The sequence below is a fragment of the Variovorax multivorans genome, assembly GCF_051216835.1.
In the GTDB taxonomy this organism is placed as follows: Bacteria; Pseudomonadota; Gammaproteobacteria; order Burkholderiales; family Burkholderiaceae_C; genus Variovorax.
Window position 1 is genome coordinate 142,590 of the sequence record NZ_JBPJZL010000007.1, and the last position, 18,020, is coordinate 160,609.

An 18,020-nucleotide genomic window follows, 5' to 3' on the forward strand; every position below is an offset into this window, starting at 1 on the left:
GGTCAGGAAACGACGACGAAATCGGGCGGCCGTTTGAAGTAAAGCTCCTGCTGCGTCACCGGGTGCACGAACCCCAGCTCGCTCGCATGCAACAGCAGCCGTGGCGCACGTGCCTGCAGAGCAGCATCGCCATACAGCGCATCGCCAAGAATCGGATGCCCGATCGACAGCAGGTGTACGCGCAACTGATGCGAACGGCCGGTCAGCGGTTCCAGCAGCACATGCGTGGCGGCGGACTCCCCAGGCCGCACTCCTGGCAGCAATGAAATCGCCTTCCACCGAGTGACGCTGGGCTTGCCCGCGGGGTCGATCTTCTGCAGCGGCCTGCGCGGCCAGTCGGCCATCAGCGGCGCGTCGATCAGCGACCAGTCTTCCAGCATCGGCATCGCGCCATCGACGATAGCTTCATAGCGCTTGTGCACCCGGCGCTCGGCAAAGGCCGCGCTCAGCGCACGCTGCATTTCGATGCCGCGCGCCATCACCACCAGCCCGCTGGTAGCCATATCGAGCCGGTGCACGATCAGCGCGTCGGGCCACTGCCGCATGGCGCGTGCGCTCAGGCAGTCCTGCTTGTCCTCGCCGCGGCCGGGTACGCAGAGCAGGCCGGCTGGCTTGTCGAGCACCAGCAGGTGCGGGTCTTCGTGAACGGGTTGCAGGAGCGGCGGCGCGGTCGTCATGGATGCCGCAGAGTGTAGAGAGCACGATGGTGGCCCGTTCCCGCGTTCCAGGCCCCTCATGCCCCGCTCATCCGGCCTCGGCTATCCTTGAGCGGATGTCCGGCCCCGCCCCAGCCTCCGTTTCCTCTTCTCCCCCCAGCTTTTCCGACCTGACGCGCGAACGCCCGTTCATGCAGATGTGGACGGCGCGGCTGTTCGGTACTGCCGCCTCGCAAATGCTGCTGGTGGCCATCGGCTGGCACATGTACGAGCTCACCAGCAGCGCCTGGGACCTGGGCCTCGTGGGTCTCTACCAGTTCGTGCCCGCGCTGCTGCTGGCGCTGCTGGCCGGCCACATCGTCGACCGCCACCATCGCGGGCGCATCGTGGCGGCCTGTTTCGCGGTGCAGGGGCTGGTGGCGCTCGTGCTACTGCTGGCGGTGCTGGAAAAGCATGATTCGCGCAGCCTGCTGCTGGGCCTGTCCCTGGTGCTGGGCGCTGTGCGGGCTTTCCAGATGCCGGCGCAGCAGGCGCTGACGCCGCTGCTGGTGCCGCCCACCATGTTGTCTCGCGCGATGGCCTTCAGTTCGGCGGGCATGCAGGGCGCGATCATCGGCGGGCCGGCTCTCGGCGGGCTGTTGTTCGTGGCGGGCATGGCGGTGGTCTACGGCGCCAGCGTGGCCTTCTTTGTCGTCGCCTGCGCGCTGGTGCTGCGGCTTCGCTATGCCTACACGCCGGCCGCGCGCGAGCCGGTCACGCTGGCCACCGTGTTCGCGGGCGTCGATTTCATCTGGAAGCGCAAGCCCGTGCTCGGCGCGGTCTCGCTCGATCTGTTCGCGGTGCTGCTGGGCGGCGCGGTGGCGCTGCTGCCGATCTATGCCAAGGACATCCTGCACACCGGGCCCTGGGGGCTCGGCCTGCTGCGCGGCGCGCCGGCGGTGGGGGCGCTGGTGATGTCCATTGCGCTCACGCGCCGGCCGGTCGAGCGCCGCGTGGGGCGCACGCTGCTGCTGGCCATCGGGCTCTTCGGGCTGTGCATGGTGGTGTTCGGCATTTCGAAGAGCTTTGTCGTCTCGCTGATCGCGCTGGCGGTTTCGGGCGGCGCCGACATGGTCAATGTGGTGATCCGCCAGACGCTGGTGCAACTCGAAACGCCCGATGCCATGCGCGGGCGGGTGAGTGCGGTCAATTCGATCTTCATCGGCGCGAGCAACCAGCTCGGCGAATTCGAGTCGGGCGCCACGGCGGCGCTGCTGGGGCCGGTCGGCTCGGTGGTGGTGGGCGGCGTGGGGACGATGCTGGTCGCGCTGACCTGGTTCAGGCTGTTCCCGTCGCTCGCGCAGCGAGACCGGCTGGTGGTGGCGGCGCCTTCCGTCAGGCCGCTGGTCAAGCCCTAGTCTGCGAACAGGGCGCGCGCGCCCGGCGCGTCGAGCGTGATGTCGCCCAGCGCCTGCGCCACGCAGGGCAGGATCCAGCCTTCGGCTTTTTCATCGGCGCTCAGGCCGGGCCATTCGATGATGTGGCGGGTTTCGCCGGACAGCCGCTGGCAGATGCAGGTGCGGCAGGTGCCGTTGCGGCAAGAGCTCGGCAGCTCGATGCCGGCGGCCTCGGCGGCTTTCAGGAGCGTGGTGCCGGCATCGGTCTCGAAGTCGAGGCCCGAGGGCTCGAGTCGGACCTTCATGGCTGCGGTGGCTGGCTTTGCTGTTGTTGCTGCTGCTCGCGGCGTTGCTCGCGCAGCATGAAGAGGTAAAGGCTCTCGACCTTCTCGCGCGCCCACGGCGTCTTGCGCAGGAACTTGAGGCTCGAGCTCACGCTCGGGTCGAGCGTGAAGCAACGGATGGGAACGAGCTCGCTCAGGTGCTCCCACCCGTAGTAGTCGGCCAGCGCGGTGACGATGGCCTCCAGCGTGACCCCATGCAGCGGGTTGCGCGGCTGGGCCTTTGCGGCCGCGGGGGCGGCCGGGGCGGGCGCTGGAGCGTCGTTCGTCACTTGTTCTTGAGCTTGCCGCGGGGAATGACCGCCGTCGTGATCGTGCGAACGGGCTCGATGCCGCCAGTGCCCACAGGCTTGGGCGGCGAGGTGTCCTTCTTCGGTTTCTTCGCTTCCTTGGTGCTGCGTTGCTGACTCTTGGCCATGTCGATTTCTCCTGTTGTTACGACGGATGCGGCAAGCAGTTTAGCGGTGCGGCGACAATACGCGGTTCCATTGATTTCCCCGCATTCATGTCAGATTACGAAGTTCGCCCCGCCACCCTGCGCGACGCCAAGGCCGTCGCCGAAATCCATTCCCTCGCCGCCAAGGCCGCCTACGAAGGCATCCTTCCCGAGGAAGAGCTGCGCGCCCTGGCCCCGGCCACCCGCGAAGCCAAGTGGCGCGAAGCCATCGAATACAGCGAGCCGCAGGTGCGCGTGGCCGTGCTGGGCAGCGAAATCGTCGGCTTCGTCGGCTTCGACCGTTCGCGCGACCCCAAGACCCCGCCCACCACCGGCGAAATCTGGGCCATCTACGTCAAGCCCGAGCACTGGGACAAGGGCGTGGGCGTGGCCCTCTGGGATGCCGCGCGCGAAGGCCTGGAAGAAGAGGGCTGCACCACGGTCACCATCTGGGTGCCGATCCGCAACGACCGCGCCATGCGCTTCCACGAACTCGCGGGCTTCAAGCGCGAGATGAAGACCGCCAAGACCACCGCCTTCGGCACCGTGCGCGTCGAGGAAATCCGCCTGAAGCGCGACGTTTCCTGACATGGACTCCGGCAGCACCGCCCTAGGCCACGCCGCGCGCGTGCGCGCGCACCAGCGGCGCACGACCGCCGTGCAGTGGATCCGCCGCACCCACGGCTGGTTCGGCCTCTGGGGCGCGGTGCTGGGGCTGCTGTTCGGTTTCAGCGGCATCTGGCTCAACCACCGCGACGTGCTGAAGCTGCCGCAGGCCCAGGAGCGCACGCGCGCCCAGCTGGTGCTGCCCGACCCTGCGCCGGAAACGCCCGAGGCCATGAGCCAGTGGCTACAGGGTGCGCTGCGCATGAGCGGCCCGCCCAACTCCCGCCGCATCGAGCCCGCCAAGCCCGTCGCCTGGGCCGACAAGAGCGACAAGAGCGCCCCCGTGCTCACGCAGCCCGCGCGCTGGGTGTTCAACTTCGGCGGCCCCAACGAGATCGTGCAGGTCGAGTACTGGCAGGGCAACCGCTCGGTGGGCGTCACCACCACGCACAACGGCTTTGTCGCCACGCTCACCAGCATGCACAAGGGCGGCGGCATGCCGCTGCCGTGGATCCTGCTGGTCGACACGCTGGCCGGCAGCCTGATCTTCCTGTCGATGTCGGGCATGGCGCTGTGGATGCTCACGCACCGCCGCCGCCGCGTGGGGCTGGCGCTGTTCGGCGCATCGCTCGCCGCGGTGCTGGCCATTGCGCTCAGCGCTCTTTGATTCGTACGGTTATTGCAGGGGCGGTTGGCGGCTGCGGATAAGCTCGCCGCTTCTTTTTCAGCCCGAATCCCGCCCATGGCCACCAGCCTGCTCCTGCTGCTCGACGACATCGCGACCGTTCTCGACGACGTATCGATCCTCACCAAAGTGGCCGCCAAGAAGACGGCCGGCGTGCTGGGCGACGACCTTGCCCTCAATGCGCAGCAGGTGTCCGGCGTCAAGGCCGATCGCGAGATCCCGGTGGTGTGGGCCGTGTGCAAGGGCTCGTTCGTCAACAAGGCCATCCTCGTGCCAGCGGCGCTGGCCATCGGCACCTGGCTGCCCTGGCTGGTAACGCCGCTGCTGATGGTCGGCGGCGCTTTTCTCTGCTTCGAAGGCGCCGAGAAACTCGCGCACAAGTTCCTGCACAAGAAGGAGCACGACGCCGACACCGAGCGCCACGAAAAGGCCGTGGCCGACGAATCGGTCGACGTGGTGGCCATGGAGAAGGACAAGATCAAGGGCGCTGTGCGCACCGACTTCATCCTCTCGGCCGAAATCATCGCCATCACGCTGGGCACCGTGCAGGGCCAGCCCTTCACGACGCAGCTGAGCGTGCTGGTCGGCATCGCGCTGATCATGACCATCGGCGTGTACGGCCTGGTGGCCGGCATCGTGAAGCTCGACGACGCGGGCCTCTACCTGAGCCAGCGCGCCAGCGCAGGCGCGCGGGCCTTGGGCCGCGGCATCCTGGCCACGGCGCCGTGGCTCATGAAGGCGCTGTCGGTGGCCGGCACGGCCGCGATGTTCCTCGTGGGCGGCGGCATCCTGGTGCACGGCGTGCCGGCGCTGGGCCATGCGGTCGAGGGCTGGGCCGCGGCCACGGGCGGCGTGTTCGGTACGCTGGGCTCGATGGGCGTGAATGCCGGCGTGGGCATCGTGGCCGGCGCCATCGTGCTGGTCGTGGTGGAACTGGTCGGAAAGTTGCGCGGCAAGAAGGCCTGAGCCTGCTGCTGAAACCCGCCGCGAGGCGGGTTTCTTTTTTACTGGCGCGTCTTGCCGCGCTTCACCAGCTCGACCACGATCAGCGCCACGCCCAGCACCAGCGCGAACCAGCCGACCAGGTAGGCACCCGCGACCATCTCGAACCAGCGCGTGCCCTGGAGAAAGCGCGGCCCCAGCAGAACAGCGGCGCCGATCACGAGGCAGAGGATGCCGCGTTCGAGCGTGCGGAGTTGTCGTTTGGGTTGCTGCGCCATGGCTTCTTCGTTCGGGTTCGGGGGAGGGTGGATCGATCAGTGCGTCATTGTCCCGCGCATCGCGGCCGGATGCCCCTGCAGCGGGAACGACTTGCCCGTGGGCACCAGCGTGTCGCCATCGAGCCGCAAGATCGTGATGTCCTGGTCGATGAAGTTGCCCACGTACAGGTACTTGCCATCTGCGCTCCACACCGCGCCTTCGGGCAGGCCGCGCACCACCACCTCGTTGGCGCGCGTGACCTTCTTGCCGTCGATCTTCAGCAGCACCACAGAGCCGTTGCGGTTGTAAAAGTAGGCGCTCTTCGAAGAATTGCTGCCGCGCAGGATCACCGCCACCGCGTGCCTGCCGGTCGGGCTAACCGCCAGGCCTTCGGGGCCGTCGCCGACCACCACCTTGTCGACCACGCGCGGCGGCGCGGCTTCGAGGTCGATCACGCTCACGGTGTCGACCTGGCCGTCGGATGCGCCCGAGTTGCCGTTGTCGGCCGTGAGCGCGAGCTTGCCGTCGGGCGTCACGTCGACGTTGTAGGGCCACAGGCCCGCTGCGAGGTCGACCTTGTTGTAGCTGACCTTCTCGCCGTTCACGTCGAGCAGCGCGATCTTGTGGCTCGGAAACTTGGCCGCCAATGCGCGCTTGCCGTCGGGCGTGAAGCGCACGTGCGCCACCGAATCGCCCATGGCCACCGTGTCGATCAGTGTCACCTTCTTGCCCGAGATGCGCAGCACGCTCACCGAGTTGTCGGCGCGGTTGGCCACCAGTGCGAGGTCGCCCGTGCGGTTGATCGACAGGCCAGAGGGCTGTTTGCCGACCTGCAGGGTGTCGAGCAGCTTGGGCGGCGTGGTGGTCAGGTCGATCACGAAGAGGCGGTTGTCGGGCGCCTGCTTGCGTGCGCCGTTCTCCTCGACCACGTTGAGCGAGTTGGCGACCAGCGCCAGCGTTTCGCCGGGCGTGATCGCGAGGTTGGTCGGCGGGCCGGCGATGGTGTTGTCCAGCTGCAGCGTGCCGACGAGCTTGGGCGCCAGCGGGTCGGTGCCGATGTCGAGCACCTGCACGGTGTCGCGCCCCATGGGGCCGAGGCTCACGACGCCGGCATCGTTCCACGACTGCTTCTCGTCGTTGGCGACCAGCATCAGCTGGCGCTGCGGCACGGTGGGGGTCAGGTTCGAGCAGCCGGGGAGAGCGGCAAGGGCTGCCAGGGCCAGGGCCGCGAGTGCGGCGGGGCGGAACTGCATGGTGTGTGTCTCCGGTGTAGTTGTGTGCGCGCATGGTAGCGAAGAGGCGGGCGGCACAATCGGCAGCCCGAACGTCCCGAGGAGCGAACACCCATGACCATCGAGATACCGAAGGAAGCGCGCCAGCAGGCCATCACGTCCATCGAGCGCTATTTCCGCGAGAACATGGAAGAGCCGATCGGCAACATCGCGGCGGGGGCGCTGCTCGGCTTCTTCCTCGAAGAGATCGGTCCACTGGTCTTCAACAAGGCGGTGGCCGAGGTGCAGGAGCGCCTGCAGTCGCGCATTTCGGAGATCGACCTGGAGGTGCACGAGGACGAATTCCAGTACTGGCGCAAGTTCGACAAGCAGAAGAAGGGCAAGTAGGTGTGGCGCGGGCGCACCGCGGCGATTTCAAAAGTGCTTCAAAACGTTGCAAAATTCGAAGCCATGCACCTTCCACGCACGCCCCTCCGCCCCTCGCTTTCTCCCGTCCTGCGCATCCTGGCTGCCTTGCCATTGGTCGTTGCCGCATCGATGGCCACCGCGCAGCAGGACCCGTCCGGCTTCCCGCTGGATTCGGTCGGCTACCTGAACGAGGAACTGCCCCGCATGGAAGCAGCCATTGCCGCCAAGGACCGCAGCTTCTTCCATGGCGCGATGATCCGCACGGTGCAGTTCTCCGAACGCTGGGGCTTCAAGGTCAAGGCCAACCCCGATCTGGCGGCCTACCCGATGTGCACGTCGGCGGTCATGGACTACGTGGTCGTCGGCATGTGCAAGCTCACCCCATCCGATGAGTGCGAGCCCGGGCTGGCCTCACGCTTCGACACCAACGTGCAGCGCTGCCGCGAAGTGGCCGCAAAAAAATAGACGGCAGACAAGCCACGGAAAGAGACACCCGCCATGGACTACGCCCGCTACCAGACCCTCGCCATCGCGCGCCGTGGTGCGAATGGCGCGGTGCTCGACATCCAGATGCGGGCCGCCAACGGCAAGCTGCCCACGGCGGGCCATGACGGCCACCGCGAGCTCGCCGAAATCTGGCGTGACGTATCGGCCGACGACACGGTGCGCTGCGCCGTGCTGCGGGGCGAAGGCCAGGGCTTCTCGGGTGGCGGCGACCTCGCGATGGTGCAGGACATGACCACCGACGACGCGGTGCGCCAGCGCGTGTGGCGCGAGGCGCGCGACCTCGTCTACAACATCATCAATTGCGACAAGCCCATCGTGAGCGCCATGCACGGCCCGGCCGTGGGCGCGGGGCTGGTGGCGGGGCTGCTGGCCGACATCTCCATCGCCACGAAGAACGCGAAAATCGTCGACGGCCATACGCGACTGGGCGTGGCGGCAGGCGACCACGCGGCCATCGTCTGGCCGTTGCTGTGCGGCATGGCCAAGGCCAAGTACCACCTGCTGCTGTGCGAGCCGGTGAGCGGCGAGGAGGCCGAGCGCATCGGCCTCGTGTCGCTTGCGGTGGAAGAGGCCGACCTGCTGCCGCGTGCCTACGATGTGGCCGACCGGCTGGCGGCCGGCAGCCAGAGCGCCATTCGCCTCACCAAGTACGCGCTGAACAACTGGCTGCGCCAGGCCGGCCCGACTTTCGACGCCTCGCTGGCGCTCGAATTCATGGGCTTTGCGGGCGCCGACGTGCGCGAGGGCATTGCCTCGCTGCGCGAACGGCGCGCGCCCAAGTTCGACTGAGCGATCAGGCCTTGCGAAGGCCTTGGAGCGTCTGCAGCAGCACGACGCGGGTCTGCCCGAGGATCATTCCCTTCCACTCCTCGTTGTCGCAGTAGAACGCGTCGCGCAGCTGTGCGCGGATCTCGCGCTTCTGCGCTTCCGGTGCCTCCGGGTGGCGGCGCAGCCAGGTGTCGGCGCGCAGGCGGGTCAGCACTTCGAGGTCGGGCAGCGTGCCGAACTCCAGGCCCATCGGCGCGATCTTGGCGTTCGGGCATTCGTCGTACGCGGTCGAGATCACAGGGCCCGAAACGTCGGCCGAGGCCGAGTCGCCCGCAAACGGCGCGAACACGTCGGCGCCCCACCACGCATGAGCCAGCGCGAGGTCTTCGGGCGTGTTGCGACCCGGGTAGATCTTCTCGCCATGGCCGTAGGGGCCGAGGCCGGTGTGCACGTCGATCCAGCCGATGTGGGTGGCCGATGCAGCGTACTTGCGCAGGATCTTGCGGATGGTTCCGTTGCTCCACGAGGGTGCGGTGCCGCCGTAGAACAGGCCGTCGGGCGAGGTGTACTGGCCCTTGGTCACGGCCGCGCGGAAGGCGGTCATGCCGTGCTGCTGGACGTAGGCGGCCACGGCCGCTTCGTCGGCGGGTGTCGGTGGCCAGGTTGCAGGCAGCACCAGTGGTTCGACATCCGCGTACTCGGCATTCACCGGCAGAGGCGCGTTGAAGTCGATGTGGTTGCGGTTCAGGTCGATGTTGTCTTCGTTCGTGCGGTGCAGGTGCGAAAAGCCATGCGGGTTGATGGCATGCACCAGCAGCAGCGCGACGCCCGCCTTCTCCAGCCGCGAGAGCAGATCGGCATCGTTGAGCGTGGCGATCTGCGTGCCCGAGCCGCAGAAGCCTTCGGGGCCGTGCGTGCCCGAGGTCACGAGCAGCAGCTTCTTCGCGTCGATCGCGCCAATCAGCGCAACGTCGGTGGCGAGTTCTTCGCCGAGCGCGCCGCGGTGCGCTTCGAGCACGAACGATTCGACGGCCGCGCCGCGCTGCGCTGCGGCCTCGAGGAACTTGGCGCGGGCTTCGGCATACGTGCCCGAGAAATACCGCGTGGCGGCGGAGCGTTGTGTTGTCGGCATGAGGTGGGGACTCCTGTGCGTGGAATGGTGAAGAAAGTCGTCAGGCCGTTGCGTGGGCGCCTGCGGCATCGATGTCGCGGCCCGTGTGGTCGCGCAGCCAGAGCAGGCCGATCAGCGAAACCACCGTCATCGCCACAAGGTACCAGGCCGGTGCGAGCTTGCTGCCCGTGGCGTTGAGCAGCCAGGTGCTGATGAAAGGCGCGAAGCCGCCGAACAGCGCCACGCCCACGCTGTACACCAGCGACATGCCGCTGGCGCGCACCGCCTTCGGGAACATCTCCGGCAGCATCGTGATGCCGGGCACCGTCTGCACCACCAGGCCGAAGCTGAACACGCCGAGCACGACGAACAGCACCGCCGGCGTAGGCGAGGCGTTGAGCCACAGGAAGCCCGGGTAGATCAGGATCGCCAGCGCGATGCGGCTCCAGACGATGAGCGGCTTGCGGCCCACCACGTCCGACAGCTTGCCGACGAAGGGCGCGAAGGCGAACGAGATCAGCCCGGTGAGCGCGGCGCCGAACAGCGCCACTGACGGTGTGAACCCCAGCTCGCGCACGGCATACGTCGGCATGTAGAACGTGACGACGTATGCAGCCGTGGTGCCGCCCACCAGCGAAAGAATCGCGGCCAACACCGTCTTGCCGTGCTGCGTGCAGACGATCTTCAGGCTGCTCTCGCGCGGTGCAGCGGCGGCTTCCGGCGAGATGTGCAGCGACTCTTCCAGGTGGCGGCGGATGTACATGCCCACCGGCGCGATCAGCATGCCGATGATGAAGGGCACGCGCCAGCCCCAGCTCTGCATCGATTCCGTCGACAGCGTGAAGGTCAGCAGGCCCACCACGACGGCGCCGAGCATCACGCCCAGGCCCTGGCTCGCGAACTGCCAGCTCGCCATGTAGCCGCGGTTGGACGGCGTGGCGTGCTCGACCAGCAGTGTGGTGGAGGCGCCGACTTCGCCGCCGGCCGAGAAGCCCTGGATGAGCCGCGCCAGCACGATGACGACGGGCGCCGCCACGCCGATGGCCGCATACGTGGGCGTGAAGGCGATCAACGCGCAGCCCAGCGCCATCAGGAAGATCGTGAGCGTCATGGCCTTCTTGCGGCCCGCGCGGTCGGCATACGCGCCGATCACGATGCCGCCCAGCGGCCGCATGATGAAGCCCACGCCGAAGCTGGCCACCGTCAGCAGCAGCTGTCCGTACGAATTGAAGGTCGGGAAGAACAGCTTGCCGATCACCAATGCCAGAAAGCCGTAGACGGTGAAGTCGAAGAACTCCAGCCCGTTGCCGATGGTGGTGGCCACGATGGTCTGGCGCCTGCGCGCCGGGCGAGCGGGGGATGAGGACGGCGAGGGCTGCTTGCTTGGGGTGCTCATGTCTCTCCAGTGTTGGCTTTGCTTTTCGAGGATGTCGGTCGAAGGTATCTACGCACTGACCGCGCCGGATGCTAGAGACTCGCTGCTGTCATGAAAAGACAATAATTGGGCGTCAAAGATAACTTTTGGTTGTCATGAAACCCAATCAGTTGCACGCCTTCGTGGCGGTGGTCGAGCAGATGAGCATTCGCGCCGCAGCCCGCGTGCTGGGCATTTCCCAGCCGGCCGTGACCAAGATCGTGCGCGAACTGGAGCGCGAAGTCGGGGCGCCGCTGGTGGAGCGCAGCGTCAAGGGCGTGCGGCTCACCGAGTTCGGCAAGGCCTTCGCGCCGCGCGCCCGGCTGCTGCTGGCCGACATGCAGCGCGCACGCGACGAGATTGCGCAGATCCGCGACGGGCTCACGGGCAAGGTCTCGCTGGCCGTCAGCACTTCGTTTGCGCTCACGGTGCTGCCGGCCGCGTTCAAGGACTTCCACGCGCGTCTGCCGGCGGTCGACGTGCAGTTCAGCGAAACGGTGCTGCCCTGGATGCTGGGGCGCCTGCGCGAGGGCTCGCTCGACTTTGCGGTGGCGCACGTGGTGCCGGGCCGGCTCGATCCGCAGTTCGAGGCGATGGAGCTCTTTCCGGTGAGGCTGGTGGTGGGACTGCGTGAGCGTCATCCGCTGCGCGCGAGCCGCTCGATCCGCGAGCTCTACAAGGCCGAGTGGATTCTTCCGGGCGACGACCATTTCAGCGGCCGCGAGGCCGTGTCGCCGCTGCTGCCGCTGGGCCTGCCGCCGCCGGCGCGGGTGATCCAGGGGCAGTCGGTCACGGTGGCGCTGGCGCTGGTCGGGCAGATGGACCTGGTCGGCCTGTTCGTGGAGCCGCTGGCAACGCTGACCTTCAAGCGCCACGGCATCCGGCGCGTGGAGATCGAGGAAGAGCTGCCCATGCTGAGCGTCAGCGTCATCAAGCGCCGGGGGCAACTGCTGACGCCGGCCGCGCAGCACTTCGTCGAATGCATCCAGCGGGCCTCGGCAGTGGCGATGAGCGGCTAGCTATAGCGGCGGAAAGCTGACGCCGGCATCGCCGGCCTTCCACGGCGTGTACTTGTACATGGCGCGCTCGAACAGGCCGGAGGCGGTCCAGCCAGACAGCCACGTTTCCAGGCGCGGCCAGGGCTGTGCATCGAACCATGCGGGCTCGACCATCGCGAACTGGCGCACGAAGGGCATGACGGCGGCATCGGCCAGTGTGGCGTGCGCTCCGGTCAGGTAGGGCGAAGCCGACAGCCTGGCTTCGAGGTCGCGCAGGAACCGGGCGCCCCGCTCGCGCGCGGGTTCGCCGCCATCCGCATGCCGGTCGGGGTACTTGTAGCGGTCGAGCTGGGGCTTGAACTCGTCGTCGCAGATGGTGACCAGCGCGAGCATGTCTTGCAACGTGCCGGTTCCGGGCTGGAGCCAGCGCAGCGGATCGTTGCGCCGCAAGGCCCAGAGCATCACGTCGAGGCTCTGCTCCAGCACCGTGCCGTCTTCGGTCAGCAGCACGGGCACCGTGCCCTTGGGCGAGGCTGCGAGCATCTCGGCCGGCTTGTTCTTCAGCACCACCTCGCGCAGCTCGCAGTGCTGGCCGCTCGCGACCAGTGCGAGCCGGGCCCGCATCGCATAGGGGCAGCGGCGGAACGAATAGAGGACGGGGAGGGCGGTGGCGGGCATTCGTGTGTGCAGGCGAAGCGGCCGATTTTCCGCGACCGTGGCCGGCTCGCTCCCGGGCGGGGTTTTCATCACAATGGGCGGCCATGGCCGAACGCCTCTTCCTGCGCCTCGACGACGACCCGTTGCACGGGCCGGAATCGGGCGTGCCGGCCGGTACGTTGCGCGCGTTTCCCGTGGGGGCGGCGCTGCGGGCGCATGTCTCGCACATCCTGCTGTACCGCGAGACCTTTGCCAATGGCCACGAGGTGCGCGAGCGCGTGCTGCCCGATGGCGCGGTGCGTCTGGTCTTCAACCTCGGCGATGCGCCGTCCGCCGGCGAGGGCGAGGGGCTGGCGGTGGAAGCCATTGGCGCTTCGGCCGCGCCTGTGGTGGTGCGCATGCGGCGCAAGGTGGAGGGGCTCTCCGTCACCCTGTGCCCTGGTGCCGCCGCTGCGCTGCTGGGGTTGCCAGTCGGCGAGATCGGCGGCAGCGCCGTGCACCTCGATGCGCTGTGGCAGGGCGAAGGCACCGAGCTGCTGGGGCGCATGGCCGAGGCGCCGAACGACGCAGCACGCGTGATGCTGCTGCACGCCGTTCTGCAACGCCGGCTTCGCGACAGTGACGTCGCAGCAGGCAACGCAGCTGTCGCTATGCGTGCTGCGCAACTCATCGCCGCATCCGGTGGGCGTCGCTCCTTGCGCGAGGTGGCAATGGCCGTCAGCGTTGGCGAACGGCGCCTGCAGCAGCTCTTTCATGCCCACGTGGGCCTTTCGCCGCGCGCCTGGAGCCGGCTCGCGCGCATGCATGGTTGTCTGCGCGCGCTGCGGATGCAGTCGTCGCCCGTGTGGGCCGATGTTGCGCTGGAGAGCGGCTTCTACGACCAGTCGCACCTGGTCAACGAGTTCCGCGCGCTTTGCGGCGTTACGCCGACCGAGTTCATGGGGCACGCCGTTTCGGGTTCTTCCAAGACGGCGCGTTGAGCGCGCACTATCTTCGTCGGCTCTTGCACAGGCAGATCGAAGGAGCAACCGAACATGCAGAACGAAAAAACCCAGCGCCCGTTGAAGGACTGCGTAGCCGTGGTGACCGGCGCGAGCCGCGGTGCAGGGCGCGGCATCGCGCTGGAACTGGGCGCCGCCGGAGCCACGGTGTACGTCACCGGGCGCAGCACACGCGAACAGCCCGCGCAAACCTACGGCCAGTTGCTGGCCTTGTCCGACATGCAGGCCGTGCCCGGCAGCATCGACGACACCGCAGACGAACTCACCCGCATGGGCGGGCACGGCATCGCCGTGCAGTGCGACCACACCCGCGAAGAAGAAGTGGCGGCGCTCTTCGCTCGCGTGGAGCGCGAGGCAGGCCGCATCGACCTGCTGGTGAACAACGCATGGGGCGGCCACGAGACCTTCAACGGCGTGTTCGAAGCGCCTTTCTGGGAGCACCCGCTGTCGAACTGGGATTCGATGTTCGACCGAGGCGTGCGCAACCACCTCGTGGCCAGCCGATGTGCTGCGCCGCTGATGGCGCGACGAAAGAAGGGCCTGATCACCACCACCACCTTCTGGGACCGTGGCCACTACCTGCGTGGCAGCCTCTTCTATGACCTTGCCAAGGCTTCGATGACCCGGCTGGCTTTCGGCATGGCGCAAGACCTGAGGCCGCACGGCGTCGCTTCCATTGCCGTGTCCCCCGGCTGGATGCGCACCGAGTTCGTGCTGGCCGGCCACAAGACCGACGAGGCGCACTGGCATGAGCGGCCCGCGCTGGCGCGCACCGAGTCGCCGCGCTACCTGGGACGGGCGATCGCGGCGCTGGCCGGCGATGCGCGGGTGATGGACAAGAGCGGCGAGGTGCTGCGCGTGGCCGACCTGGCGCGCGAATACGGCTTCACCGACATCGACGGCAGGCAGGTCGAGGCCTTCGAGATGTAGCGCTACCGGAGCTCCCGCACGTCGATGCGAAAGCGCAGTTCAGGCGTGCCGCCGAGCTCGGGTAGCTTGACGAACTCTTCCACCAGCAGGCCGCCGTTGGCGCGGATCACCTGCTGCGAGGCGAGGTTTTCGGGGCTGGTCGTGATCTCGACGTGATCGAGGCACCTGGCGCGCGCCTCGGGCAGCAGCGCGCGCAGCGCAGCCTTGGCGTAGCCCCGGCCGCTCTTCCACGGGACCACGCCGTAGCCGATGTGGCCAAGGCAGTAGATGGGCAGGGCGTTGGTGCCAGGCTGCCAGCGCAGCTGAATGCTGCCGCAGAACTCGCCGTCCCACATCCAGCGCCGGTAGCCTGGCAGGCGGGGCACCGTGCCTCCGCCGGGCAGCGCGACTGGCGGGCCCTTGGCTTCGGGGTCGACTAGGCTGGCCAGAAAGCGTTCGGGGTCGGCGTGGATCTGCGCCAGTTCTTCCTGGCCGGCTTCGGGCCGAAGGTTGTTGGGCGACCAGCCGCTTTCCAGCGCGGCGATGTAGCCAGGGAGGTGTTCGTGCGAAGGCCAGACGAGTTGCAAGGGCGTGCGGGGTTCCGAGGACATCTTCCTGATGGTAGGCGAACAGCTGGCTCCGGGGAGTGGTTGGCATAAAACGCAACAAGGTTGCGTTGATCCATATAATGCAATCCTGTTGCATATATGGAGCCTGCCCAATGGCTGACCGCCTCCCCGTTACCGTTCTCTCCGGCTTTCTCGGCGCCGGCAAGACCACGCTGTTGAACCACATCCTGCACAACCGCGAGGGCCGCCGCGTGGCAGTCATCGTCAATGACATGAGCGAGGTCAACATCGACGCTGCGCTCGTGCGCGACGGCGGTGCCGAGCTCTCGCGCACCGACGAGAAGCTGGTCGAGATGAGCAACGGCTGCATCTGCTGCACGCTGCGCGAAGACCTGCTGATCGAGGTCAACCGGCTCGCGAAGGAAGGGCGCTTCGACCAGCTGGTGATCGAGTCCACCGGCATCTCCGAGCCGCTGCCTGTGGCCGAAACCTTCACCTTCGCCGGCGAAGACGGCAAGAGCCTGGCCGACGTGGCCCGGCTCGACACCATGGTGACGGTGGTCGACGCCTTCAACTTCCTGCGCGACTACGGCTCGCCCGACAGCCTCGGCCAGCGCGGGCAATCGCTTGGTGACGAGGACACGCGCACGGTGGTCGACCTGCTGATCGAGCAGATCGAGTTCTGCGACGTGCTGGTGGTCAACAAGACCGACCTCGTCACGCCCGAGGAGCGCGAACGGCTCATGGCCATCTTGTGCAGCCTGAATCCACGCGCCCGCATCGAGGTGTCTGAGTTCGGCCGCGTGGCGCTCGATCGCGTGCTCGACACCGGCCTGTTCGATTTCGAGCAGGCCGAGCAGGCGCCCGGCTGGCTGGCCGAACTGCGCGGCGAGCACGTGCCCGAGTCGGAGGAATACGGCATTCGCAGCTTTGTCTACCGCTCGCGCATTCCGTTTCACCCGATGCGGTTCTGGAAGCTGGTGCAAAGCGAATGGGAAGGCGTGGTGCGTTCCAAGGGCTTCTTCTGGCTCGCGAGCCGTGCCACGCGCGCGGGCTCGTGGTCGCAGGCCGGCGGTGCCTGCCGCTATGGCGCGGCTGGCTTCTGGTGGGCCGCCGTGCCGCGCGAGCACTGGCCGACCGAGCCGGATGCGCTGGAACTGATCCACAAGAACTGGGACCCGGCCACGGGCGATGCGCGGCAGGAACTGGTGCTGATCGGCATCGGCATGGATGAAGACGCGTTGCGTGCCCGGCTCGACGAGTGCCTGCTCACGGAAAACGAGATGCGCTTCGGCGCCTCGTGGTGGCAGAACTTTCCGGATCCGTTCCCTTCGTGGAACGTGTGAGAACAGCTTAGCGGGCGCAGTCGCCGCAGGTGCCGTGAAGGGTCAGCGCAGTGTGGCGGGTGTCGATGCCCTGCTTGCGCAGCGCACGGCCAAGACGGCCCATCACCTTCGGCAGCTCCGGGTCCGAAGGCAGCGCCAGCACCTTGTGGCACTGGTCGCATTCGAAGGTGTTGCCCGACTCGGCCTCCACATGGCGCGAGAAGCGGTTGACGCGGTCGGGGCCCACGCGGCGGTCGCACAGGCCGGCCTCGACAAGCCGGTCGAGCACGCGGTAGACCGTCACGCGGTCGGGCGTTTCGCCGGTGGCGGTGGTGTAGGCCGAGGCGACTTCCTCGTGTGTCAGGGGTTGCGAGCTGTGTTCGATCAGTTCGAGCACGGTCTGCGCGGCGCGGGTCACGCGCAGGCCGCTGTCGCGCAGCAGCGCTTCGCTGTCGAATGGGGCGGCGCGAGGGGGTTTCGGGTGCGAGGTCGTTGTCTTCATGCGGTCTTCTTGCGAAACGCCATTGTGTTGCATTCCGGGGTGCACGGGGTAGAGAGGGGTCGAATCGCCCGCCTGATGGGGCGAGGCGATGGCGAACTGGGAGCGCTGCATATGCCGGAACCAGCCTAAGCATCTGACAAATGGGTCGTTCGCTTGCGGGCGAGGGCACGACAGAATCGCGCGCTTTGCCTTCTGCAACCGAAAGTTCGCCATGCGTGCCCATTTCCTGTCGAAGCTGCTCAAGCCGGTCCTTGCCCTGTGGGCCTGCGCTTCGTTGACCGTGGCCGCGCAGGCGCAACCGGCGGCCGCCTATCCGTCGAAGCCCGTGCACATCACGGTCGCGAACACGCCCGGAAGTTCGCCCGACGTGCTGGCGCGCTACCTGGCGCAGCGCCTGTCGGAGCAATGGAAGCAGCCGGTGGTGGTCGACAACCGCGCCGGCGCGGCCGGCATCCTGGCCGCCGACGGGCTGGCCAAGGCGCAGCCCGACGGCTACTCACTGCTGGTGGGCGCGGACGGCCCCATCACCATCCTCCCCAACATCCAAGCCGGCTTGCCCTACGACGCCCGGCGCGACCTGGTGCCGGTGGTATCGCTCGGGCAGATCGACTTCGTGCTGGTCGCCAACCCGAAGACCGGCTTCCACACGGTGGCCGACTTCGTTCGTGCGGCCAAGGCCCACCCTGGGCGCATCAACTACGCCTCGGCCGGCAACGGCAGCCCGCAGCAGTTGAGCATGGAGCTGCTGAAGCAGAAGGCCGGCATCTACGTCACGCACATCCCGTACCGTGGCGGCCCGCTGGGCATGCAGGACGTGATCGCGGGGCAGGTCGACGTGATGTTCATCGCGGTCGGCCCCGCGCTGCCGCACATCCGCAGCGGCCGGCTGGTGGCGCTGGGCACCAGCGGCGAGAGGCGCCATGCGCTGCTGCCCGAAGTGCCGACCGTGGGCGAAAGCTATGCGGGCTACCGCTCGGGCACATGGTTCGGGCTGTTCGCGCCCGCGCGCACGCCGCAGCTGGTGCTCGATGCCATCGCGGCGGAGGCGGGGCGCATCGTGCAGGCTCCGGCCGCCCGTGCCGAACTCGCAGTGCAGGGCATCGAGGCCACTGGCCATCCGCAACGCCAATTCCAGACGCAGGTGGCGGCCGAATACGAGCGCTATGCGCAGATCGTGAAGGCCGTGGGCATCAAGGCCGAGTAACAAACAGTCAAACAGTCGCCTGCCAAGGCAGCCGCACGGTGGCACATCGCAACGATGTGCAAGTCAGCCAACCGGCCGTTTCCGTGCCTTGGGCAGGCCCCGGATGCGCTAAGGT

General features: G+C 67.7%; 23 protein-coding genes. 12 read left to right on the forward strand and 11 right to left on the reverse strand.

The window, feature by feature from the left end; all coding sequences use genetic code 11:
* Window positions 1-2: 2 nt before the first annotated feature.
* Complete coding sequence (locus tag ACSFCA_RS19640) at window positions 3-677, reverse strand: RluA family pseudouridine synthase (protein ID WP_435460821.1); 675 nt, start codon at window positions 675-677, stop codon at window positions 3-5.
* Window positions 678-772: 95 nt separating this feature from the next.
* On the opposite strand from ACSFCA_RS19640, the gene ACSFCA_RS19645 reads away from it, so the two are divergent.
* On the forward strand, window positions 773-2,053 hold the full coding sequence (locus tag ACSFCA_RS19645) for an MFS transporter (protein ID WP_435460820.1): 1,281 nt from the start codon (window positions 773-775) through the stop codon (window positions 2,051-2,053).
* On the opposite strand, the gene ACSFCA_RS19650 is transcribed toward ACSFCA_RS19645, so the two are convergent.
* Genes ACSFCA_RS19650 through ACSFCA_RS19660 form a run of 3 tightly spaced genes read right to left on the reverse strand, consistent with a single transcriptional unit; the run spans window position 2,050 to window position 2,791 of the window.
* Window positions 2,050-2,337 carry a 2Fe-2S iron-sulfur cluster-binding protein gene (locus tag ACSFCA_RS19650; protein ID WP_435460819.1) on the reverse strand — a complete coding sequence of 96 codons (288 nt, stop codon included), beginning with the start codon at window positions 2,335-2,337 and terminating at the stop codon, window positions 2,050-2,052. The genes ACSFCA_RS19645 and ACSFCA_RS19650 overlap by 4 nt on opposite strands.
* A complete protein-coding gene (locus ACSFCA_RS19655; protein ID WP_258350346.1) occupies window positions 2,334-2,645 on the reverse strand; it encodes a VF530 family protein in 312 nt (103 codons plus the stop codon). The genes ACSFCA_RS19650 and ACSFCA_RS19655 overlap by 4 nt, the downstream gene beginning before the upstream one ends.
* Window positions 2,642-2,791, reverse strand: a complete 150-nt coding sequence (locus ACSFCA_RS19660; RefSeq protein WP_013542593.1) for a hypothetical protein — start codon at window positions 2,789-2,791, stop codon at window positions 2,642-2,644. Before ACSFCA_RS19660 ends, ACSFCA_RS19655 begins: the two co-directional genes overlap by 4 nt.
* An 87-nt stretch (window positions 2,792-2,878) precedes the next feature.
* On the opposite strand from ACSFCA_RS19660, the gene ACSFCA_RS19665 reads away from it, so the two are divergent.
* From ACSFCA_RS19665 to ACSFCA_RS19675, 3 genes are all read left to right on the forward strand, one after another.
* Complete coding sequence (locus ACSFCA_RS19665; protein ID WP_093059111.1) at window positions 2,879-3,397, forward strand: GNAT family N-acetyltransferase; 519 nt, start codon at window positions 2,879-2,881, stop codon at window positions 3,395-3,397.
* Between the two features lies 1 nt (window position 3,398).
* Window positions 3,399-4,082 (forward strand): PepSY-associated TM helix domain-containing protein, encoded by a 684-nt coding sequence (locus tag ACSFCA_RS19670; protein WP_093177831.1) that lies wholly within the window; start codon window positions 3,399-3,401, stop codon window positions 4,080-4,082.
* A gap of 75 nt (window positions 4,083-4,157) precedes the next feature.
* Window positions 4,158-5,066: a DUF808 domain-containing protein gene (locus ACSFCA_RS19675; RefSeq protein ID WP_093078757.1), complete on the forward strand. Its 909-nt coding sequence runs from the start codon at window positions 4,158-4,160 to the stop codon at window positions 5,064-5,066.
* 38 nt (window positions 5,067-5,104) lie between these two features.
* Here ACSFCA_RS19675 and ACSFCA_RS19680 read toward each other — a convergent pair whose 3' ends face one another.
* Both ACSFCA_RS19680 and ACSFCA_RS19685 read right to left on the reverse strand, forming a co-directional pair.
* On the reverse strand, window positions 5,105-5,320 hold the full coding sequence (locus tag ACSFCA_RS19680; protein ID WP_258350344.1) for a hypothetical protein: 216 nt from the start codon (window positions 5,318-5,320) through the stop codon (window positions 5,105-5,107).
* Window positions 5,321-5,356: 36 nt separating this feature from the next.
* A complete protein-coding gene (locus ACSFCA_RS19685; protein ID WP_435460818.1) occupies window positions 5,357-6,553 on the reverse strand; it encodes a YncE family protein in 1,197 nt (398 codons plus the stop codon).
* Window positions 6,554-6,646: 93 nt separating this feature from the next.
* On the opposite strand from ACSFCA_RS19685, the gene ACSFCA_RS19690 reads away from it, so the two are divergent.
* From ACSFCA_RS19690 to ACSFCA_RS19700, 3 genes are all read left to right on the forward strand, one after another.
* Window positions 6,647-6,919: a DUF2164 domain-containing protein gene (locus tag ACSFCA_RS19690; protein ID WP_258350342.1), complete on the forward strand. Its 273-nt coding sequence runs from the start codon at window positions 6,647-6,649 to the stop codon at window positions 6,917-6,919.
* Between the two features lie 63 nt (window positions 6,920-6,982).
* Window positions 6,983-7,405 carry a hypothetical protein gene (locus tag ACSFCA_RS19695; protein ID WP_093078907.1) on the forward strand — a complete coding sequence of 141 codons (423 nt, stop codon included), beginning with the start codon at window positions 6,983-6,985 and terminating at the stop codon, window positions 7,403-7,405.
* Between the two features lie 33 nt (window positions 7,406-7,438).
* Window positions 7,439-8,236 carry an enoyl-CoA hydratase/isomerase family protein gene (locus ACSFCA_RS19700; RefSeq protein WP_435460817.1) on the forward strand — a complete coding sequence of 266 codons (798 nt, stop codon included), beginning with the start codon at window positions 7,439-7,441 and terminating at the stop codon, window positions 8,234-8,236.
* A gap of 4 nt (window positions 8,237-8,240) precedes the next feature.
* Here the strand turns inward: ACSFCA_RS19700 and ACSFCA_RS19705 are convergent, their stop codons facing one another.
* Both ACSFCA_RS19705 and ACSFCA_RS19710 read right to left on the reverse strand, forming a co-directional pair.
* Window positions 8,241-9,347 (reverse strand): M14 family metallopeptidase, encoded by a 1,107-nt coding sequence (locus ACSFCA_RS19705; protein ID WP_435460816.1) that lies wholly within the window; start codon window positions 9,345-9,347, stop codon window positions 8,241-8,243.
* 40 nt (window positions 9,348-9,387) lie between these two features.
* Window positions 9,388-10,722, reverse strand: coding sequence for an MFS transporter (locus ACSFCA_RS19710; RefSeq protein WP_435460815.1), 1,335 nt, complete (start codon window positions 10,720-10,722; stop codon window positions 9,388-9,390).
* A 134-nt stretch (window positions 10,723-10,856) separates the two neighbouring features.
* Between ACSFCA_RS19710 and ACSFCA_RS19715 the strand changes: the two genes are divergently transcribed.
* A complete protein-coding gene (locus tag ACSFCA_RS19715; RefSeq protein ID WP_435460814.1) occupies window positions 10,857-11,759 on the forward strand; it encodes a LysR family transcriptional regulator in 903 nt (300 codons plus the stop codon).
* Here the strand turns inward: ACSFCA_RS19715 and ACSFCA_RS19720 are convergent, their stop codons facing one another.
* Window positions 11,760-12,416 carry a glutathione S-transferase gene (locus ACSFCA_RS19720; protein WP_435460813.1) on the reverse strand — a complete coding sequence of 219 codons (657 nt, stop codon included), beginning with the start codon at window positions 12,414-12,416 and terminating at the stop codon, window positions 11,760-11,762. It abuts the gene before it with no gap.
* Window positions 12,417-12,499: 83 nt separating this feature from the next.
* Here ACSFCA_RS19720 and ACSFCA_RS19725 point away from each other — a divergent pair, with 83 nt between their 5' ends.
* The gene (locus ACSFCA_RS19725) at window positions 12,500-13,375 is read left to right on the forward strand and encodes a helix-turn-helix domain-containing protein (RefSeq protein ID WP_435460812.1); all 876 of its coding nucleotides are present in this window, start codon (window positions 12,500-12,502) and stop codon (window positions 13,373-13,375) included.
* Between the two features lie 54 nt (window positions 13,376-13,429).
* Window positions 13,430-14,326 carry an SDR family oxidoreductase gene (locus ACSFCA_RS19730; protein WP_435460811.1) on the forward strand — a complete coding sequence of 299 codons (897 nt, stop codon included), beginning with the start codon at window positions 13,430-13,432 and terminating at the stop codon, window positions 14,324-14,326.
* Window positions 14,327-14,328: 2 nt separating this feature from the next.
* On the opposite strand, the gene ACSFCA_RS19735 is transcribed toward ACSFCA_RS19730, so the two are convergent.
* Entirely contained in the window at window positions 14,329-14,916 is a 588-nt protein-coding gene (locus ACSFCA_RS19735; protein ID WP_435460810.1) for a GNAT family N-acetyltransferase, read from the reverse strand.
* Window positions 14,917-15,026: 110 nt separating this feature from the next.
* Between ACSFCA_RS19735 and zigA the strand changes: the two genes are divergently transcribed.
* Complete coding sequence (zigA, locus tag ACSFCA_RS19740) at window positions 15,027-16,220, forward strand: zinc metallochaperone GTPase ZigA (RefSeq protein WP_258350332.1); 1,194 nt, start codon at window positions 15,027-15,029, stop codon at window positions 16,218-16,220.
* Window positions 16,221-16,227: 7 nt separating this feature from the next.
* Here zigA and ACSFCA_RS19745 read toward each other — a convergent pair whose 3' ends face one another.
* Window positions 16,228-16,701, reverse strand: a complete 474-nt coding sequence (locus ACSFCA_RS19745; RefSeq protein ID WP_258350331.1) for a Fur family transcriptional regulator — start codon at window positions 16,699-16,701, stop codon at window positions 16,228-16,230.
* Window positions 16,702-16,912: 211 nt separating this feature from the next.
* On the opposite strand from ACSFCA_RS19745, the gene ACSFCA_RS19750 reads away from it, so the two are divergent.
* Window positions 16,913-17,905 carry a Bug family tripartite tricarboxylate transporter substrate binding protein gene (locus ACSFCA_RS19750; RefSeq protein ID WP_435460809.1) on the forward strand — a complete coding sequence of 331 codons (993 nt, stop codon included), beginning with the start codon at window positions 16,913-16,915 and terminating at the stop codon, window positions 17,903-17,905.
* The last annotated feature ends 115 nt before the right edge of the window (window positions 17,906-18,020 follow it).

What these genes read in the sequence shown, in the direction of transcription:
- ACSFCA_RS19640 (WP_435460821.1), bottom strand. Translation starts at nt 677, where the DNA reads ATGACGACCGCGCCGCCGCTCCTGCAACCCGTTCACGAAGACCCGCAC.
- ACSFCA_RS19645 (WP_435460820.1), top strand. Translation starts at nt 773, where the DNA reads ATGTCCGGCCCCGCCCCAGCCTCCGTTTCCTCTTCTCCCCCCAGCTTT.
- ACSFCA_RS19650 (WP_435460819.1), bottom strand. Translation starts at nt 2,337, where the DNA reads ATGAAGGTCCGACTCGAGCCCTCGGGCCTCGACTTCGAGACCGATGCC.
- ACSFCA_RS19660 (WP_013542593.1), bottom strand. Translation starts at nt 2,791, where the DNA reads ATGGCCAAGAGTCAGCAACGCAGCACCAAGGAAGCGAAGAAACCGAAG.
- ACSFCA_RS19665 (WP_093059111.1), top strand. Translation starts at nt 2,879, where the DNA reads ATGTCAGATTACGAAGTTCGCCCCGCCACCCTGCGCGACGCCAAGGCC.
- ACSFCA_RS19670 (WP_093177831.1), top strand. Translation starts at nt 3,399, where the DNA reads ATGGACTCCGGCAGCACCGCCCTAGGCCACGCCGCGCGCGTGCGCGCG.
- ACSFCA_RS19675 (WP_093078757.1), top strand. Translation starts at nt 4,158, where the DNA reads ATGGCCACCAGCCTGCTCCTGCTGCTCGACGACATCGCGACCGTTCTC.
- ACSFCA_RS19680 (WP_258350344.1), bottom strand. Translation starts at nt 5,320, where the DNA reads ATGGCGCAGCAACCCAAACGACAACTCCGCACGCTCGAACGCGGCATC.
- ACSFCA_RS19685 (WP_435460818.1), bottom strand. Translation starts at nt 6,553, where the DNA reads ATGCAGTTCCGCCCCGCCGCACTCGCGGCCCTGGCCCTGGCAGCCCTT.
- ACSFCA_RS19690 (WP_258350342.1), top strand. Translation starts at nt 6,647, where the DNA reads ATGACCATCGAGATACCGAAGGAAGCGCGCCAGCAGGCCATCACGTCC.
- ACSFCA_RS19695 (WP_093078907.1), top strand. Translation starts at nt 6,983, where the DNA reads ATGCACCTTCCACGCACGCCCCTCCGCCCCTCGCTTTCTCCCGTCCTG.
- ACSFCA_RS19700 (WP_435460817.1), top strand. Translation starts at nt 7,439, where the DNA reads ATGGACTACGCCCGCTACCAGACCCTCGCCATCGCGCGCCGTGGTGCG.
- ACSFCA_RS19705 (WP_435460816.1), bottom strand. Translation starts at nt 9,347, where the DNA reads ATGCCGACAACACAACGCTCCGCCGCCACGCGGTATTTCTCGGGCACG.
- ACSFCA_RS19710 (WP_435460815.1), bottom strand. Translation starts at nt 10,722, where the DNA reads ATGAGCACCCCAAGCAAGCAGCCCTCGCCGTCCTCATCCCCCGCTCGC.
- ACSFCA_RS19715 (WP_435460814.1), top strand. Translation starts at nt 10,857, where the DNA reads ATGAAACCCAATCAGTTGCACGCCTTCGTGGCGGTGGTCGAGCAGATG.
- ACSFCA_RS19720 (WP_435460813.1), bottom strand. Translation starts at nt 12,416, where the DNA reads ATGCCCGCCACCGCCCTCCCCGTCCTCTATTCGTTCCGCCGCTGCCCC.
- ACSFCA_RS19725 (WP_435460812.1), top strand. Translation starts at nt 12,500, where the DNA reads ATGGCCGAACGCCTCTTCCTGCGCCTCGACGACGACCCGTTGCACGGG.
- ACSFCA_RS19730 (WP_435460811.1), top strand. Translation starts at nt 13,430, where the DNA reads ATGCAGAACGAAAAAACCCAGCGCCCGTTGAAGGACTGCGTAGCCGTG.
- ACSFCA_RS19735 (WP_435460810.1), bottom strand. Translation starts at nt 14,916, where the DNA reads ATGTCCTCGGAACCCCGCACGCCCTTGCAACTCGTCTGGCCTTCGCAC.
- zigA (WP_258350332.1), top strand. Translation starts at nt 15,027, where the DNA reads ATGGCTGACCGCCTCCCCGTTACCGTTCTCTCCGGCTTTCTCGGCGCC.
- ACSFCA_RS19745 (WP_258350331.1), bottom strand. Translation starts at nt 16,701, where the DNA reads ATGAAGACAACGACCTCGCACCCGAAACCCCCTCGCGCCGCCCCATTC.
- ACSFCA_RS19750 (WP_435460809.1), top strand. Translation starts at nt 16,913, where the DNA reads ATGCGTGCCCATTTCCTGTCGAAGCTGCTCAAGCCGGTCCTTGCCCTG.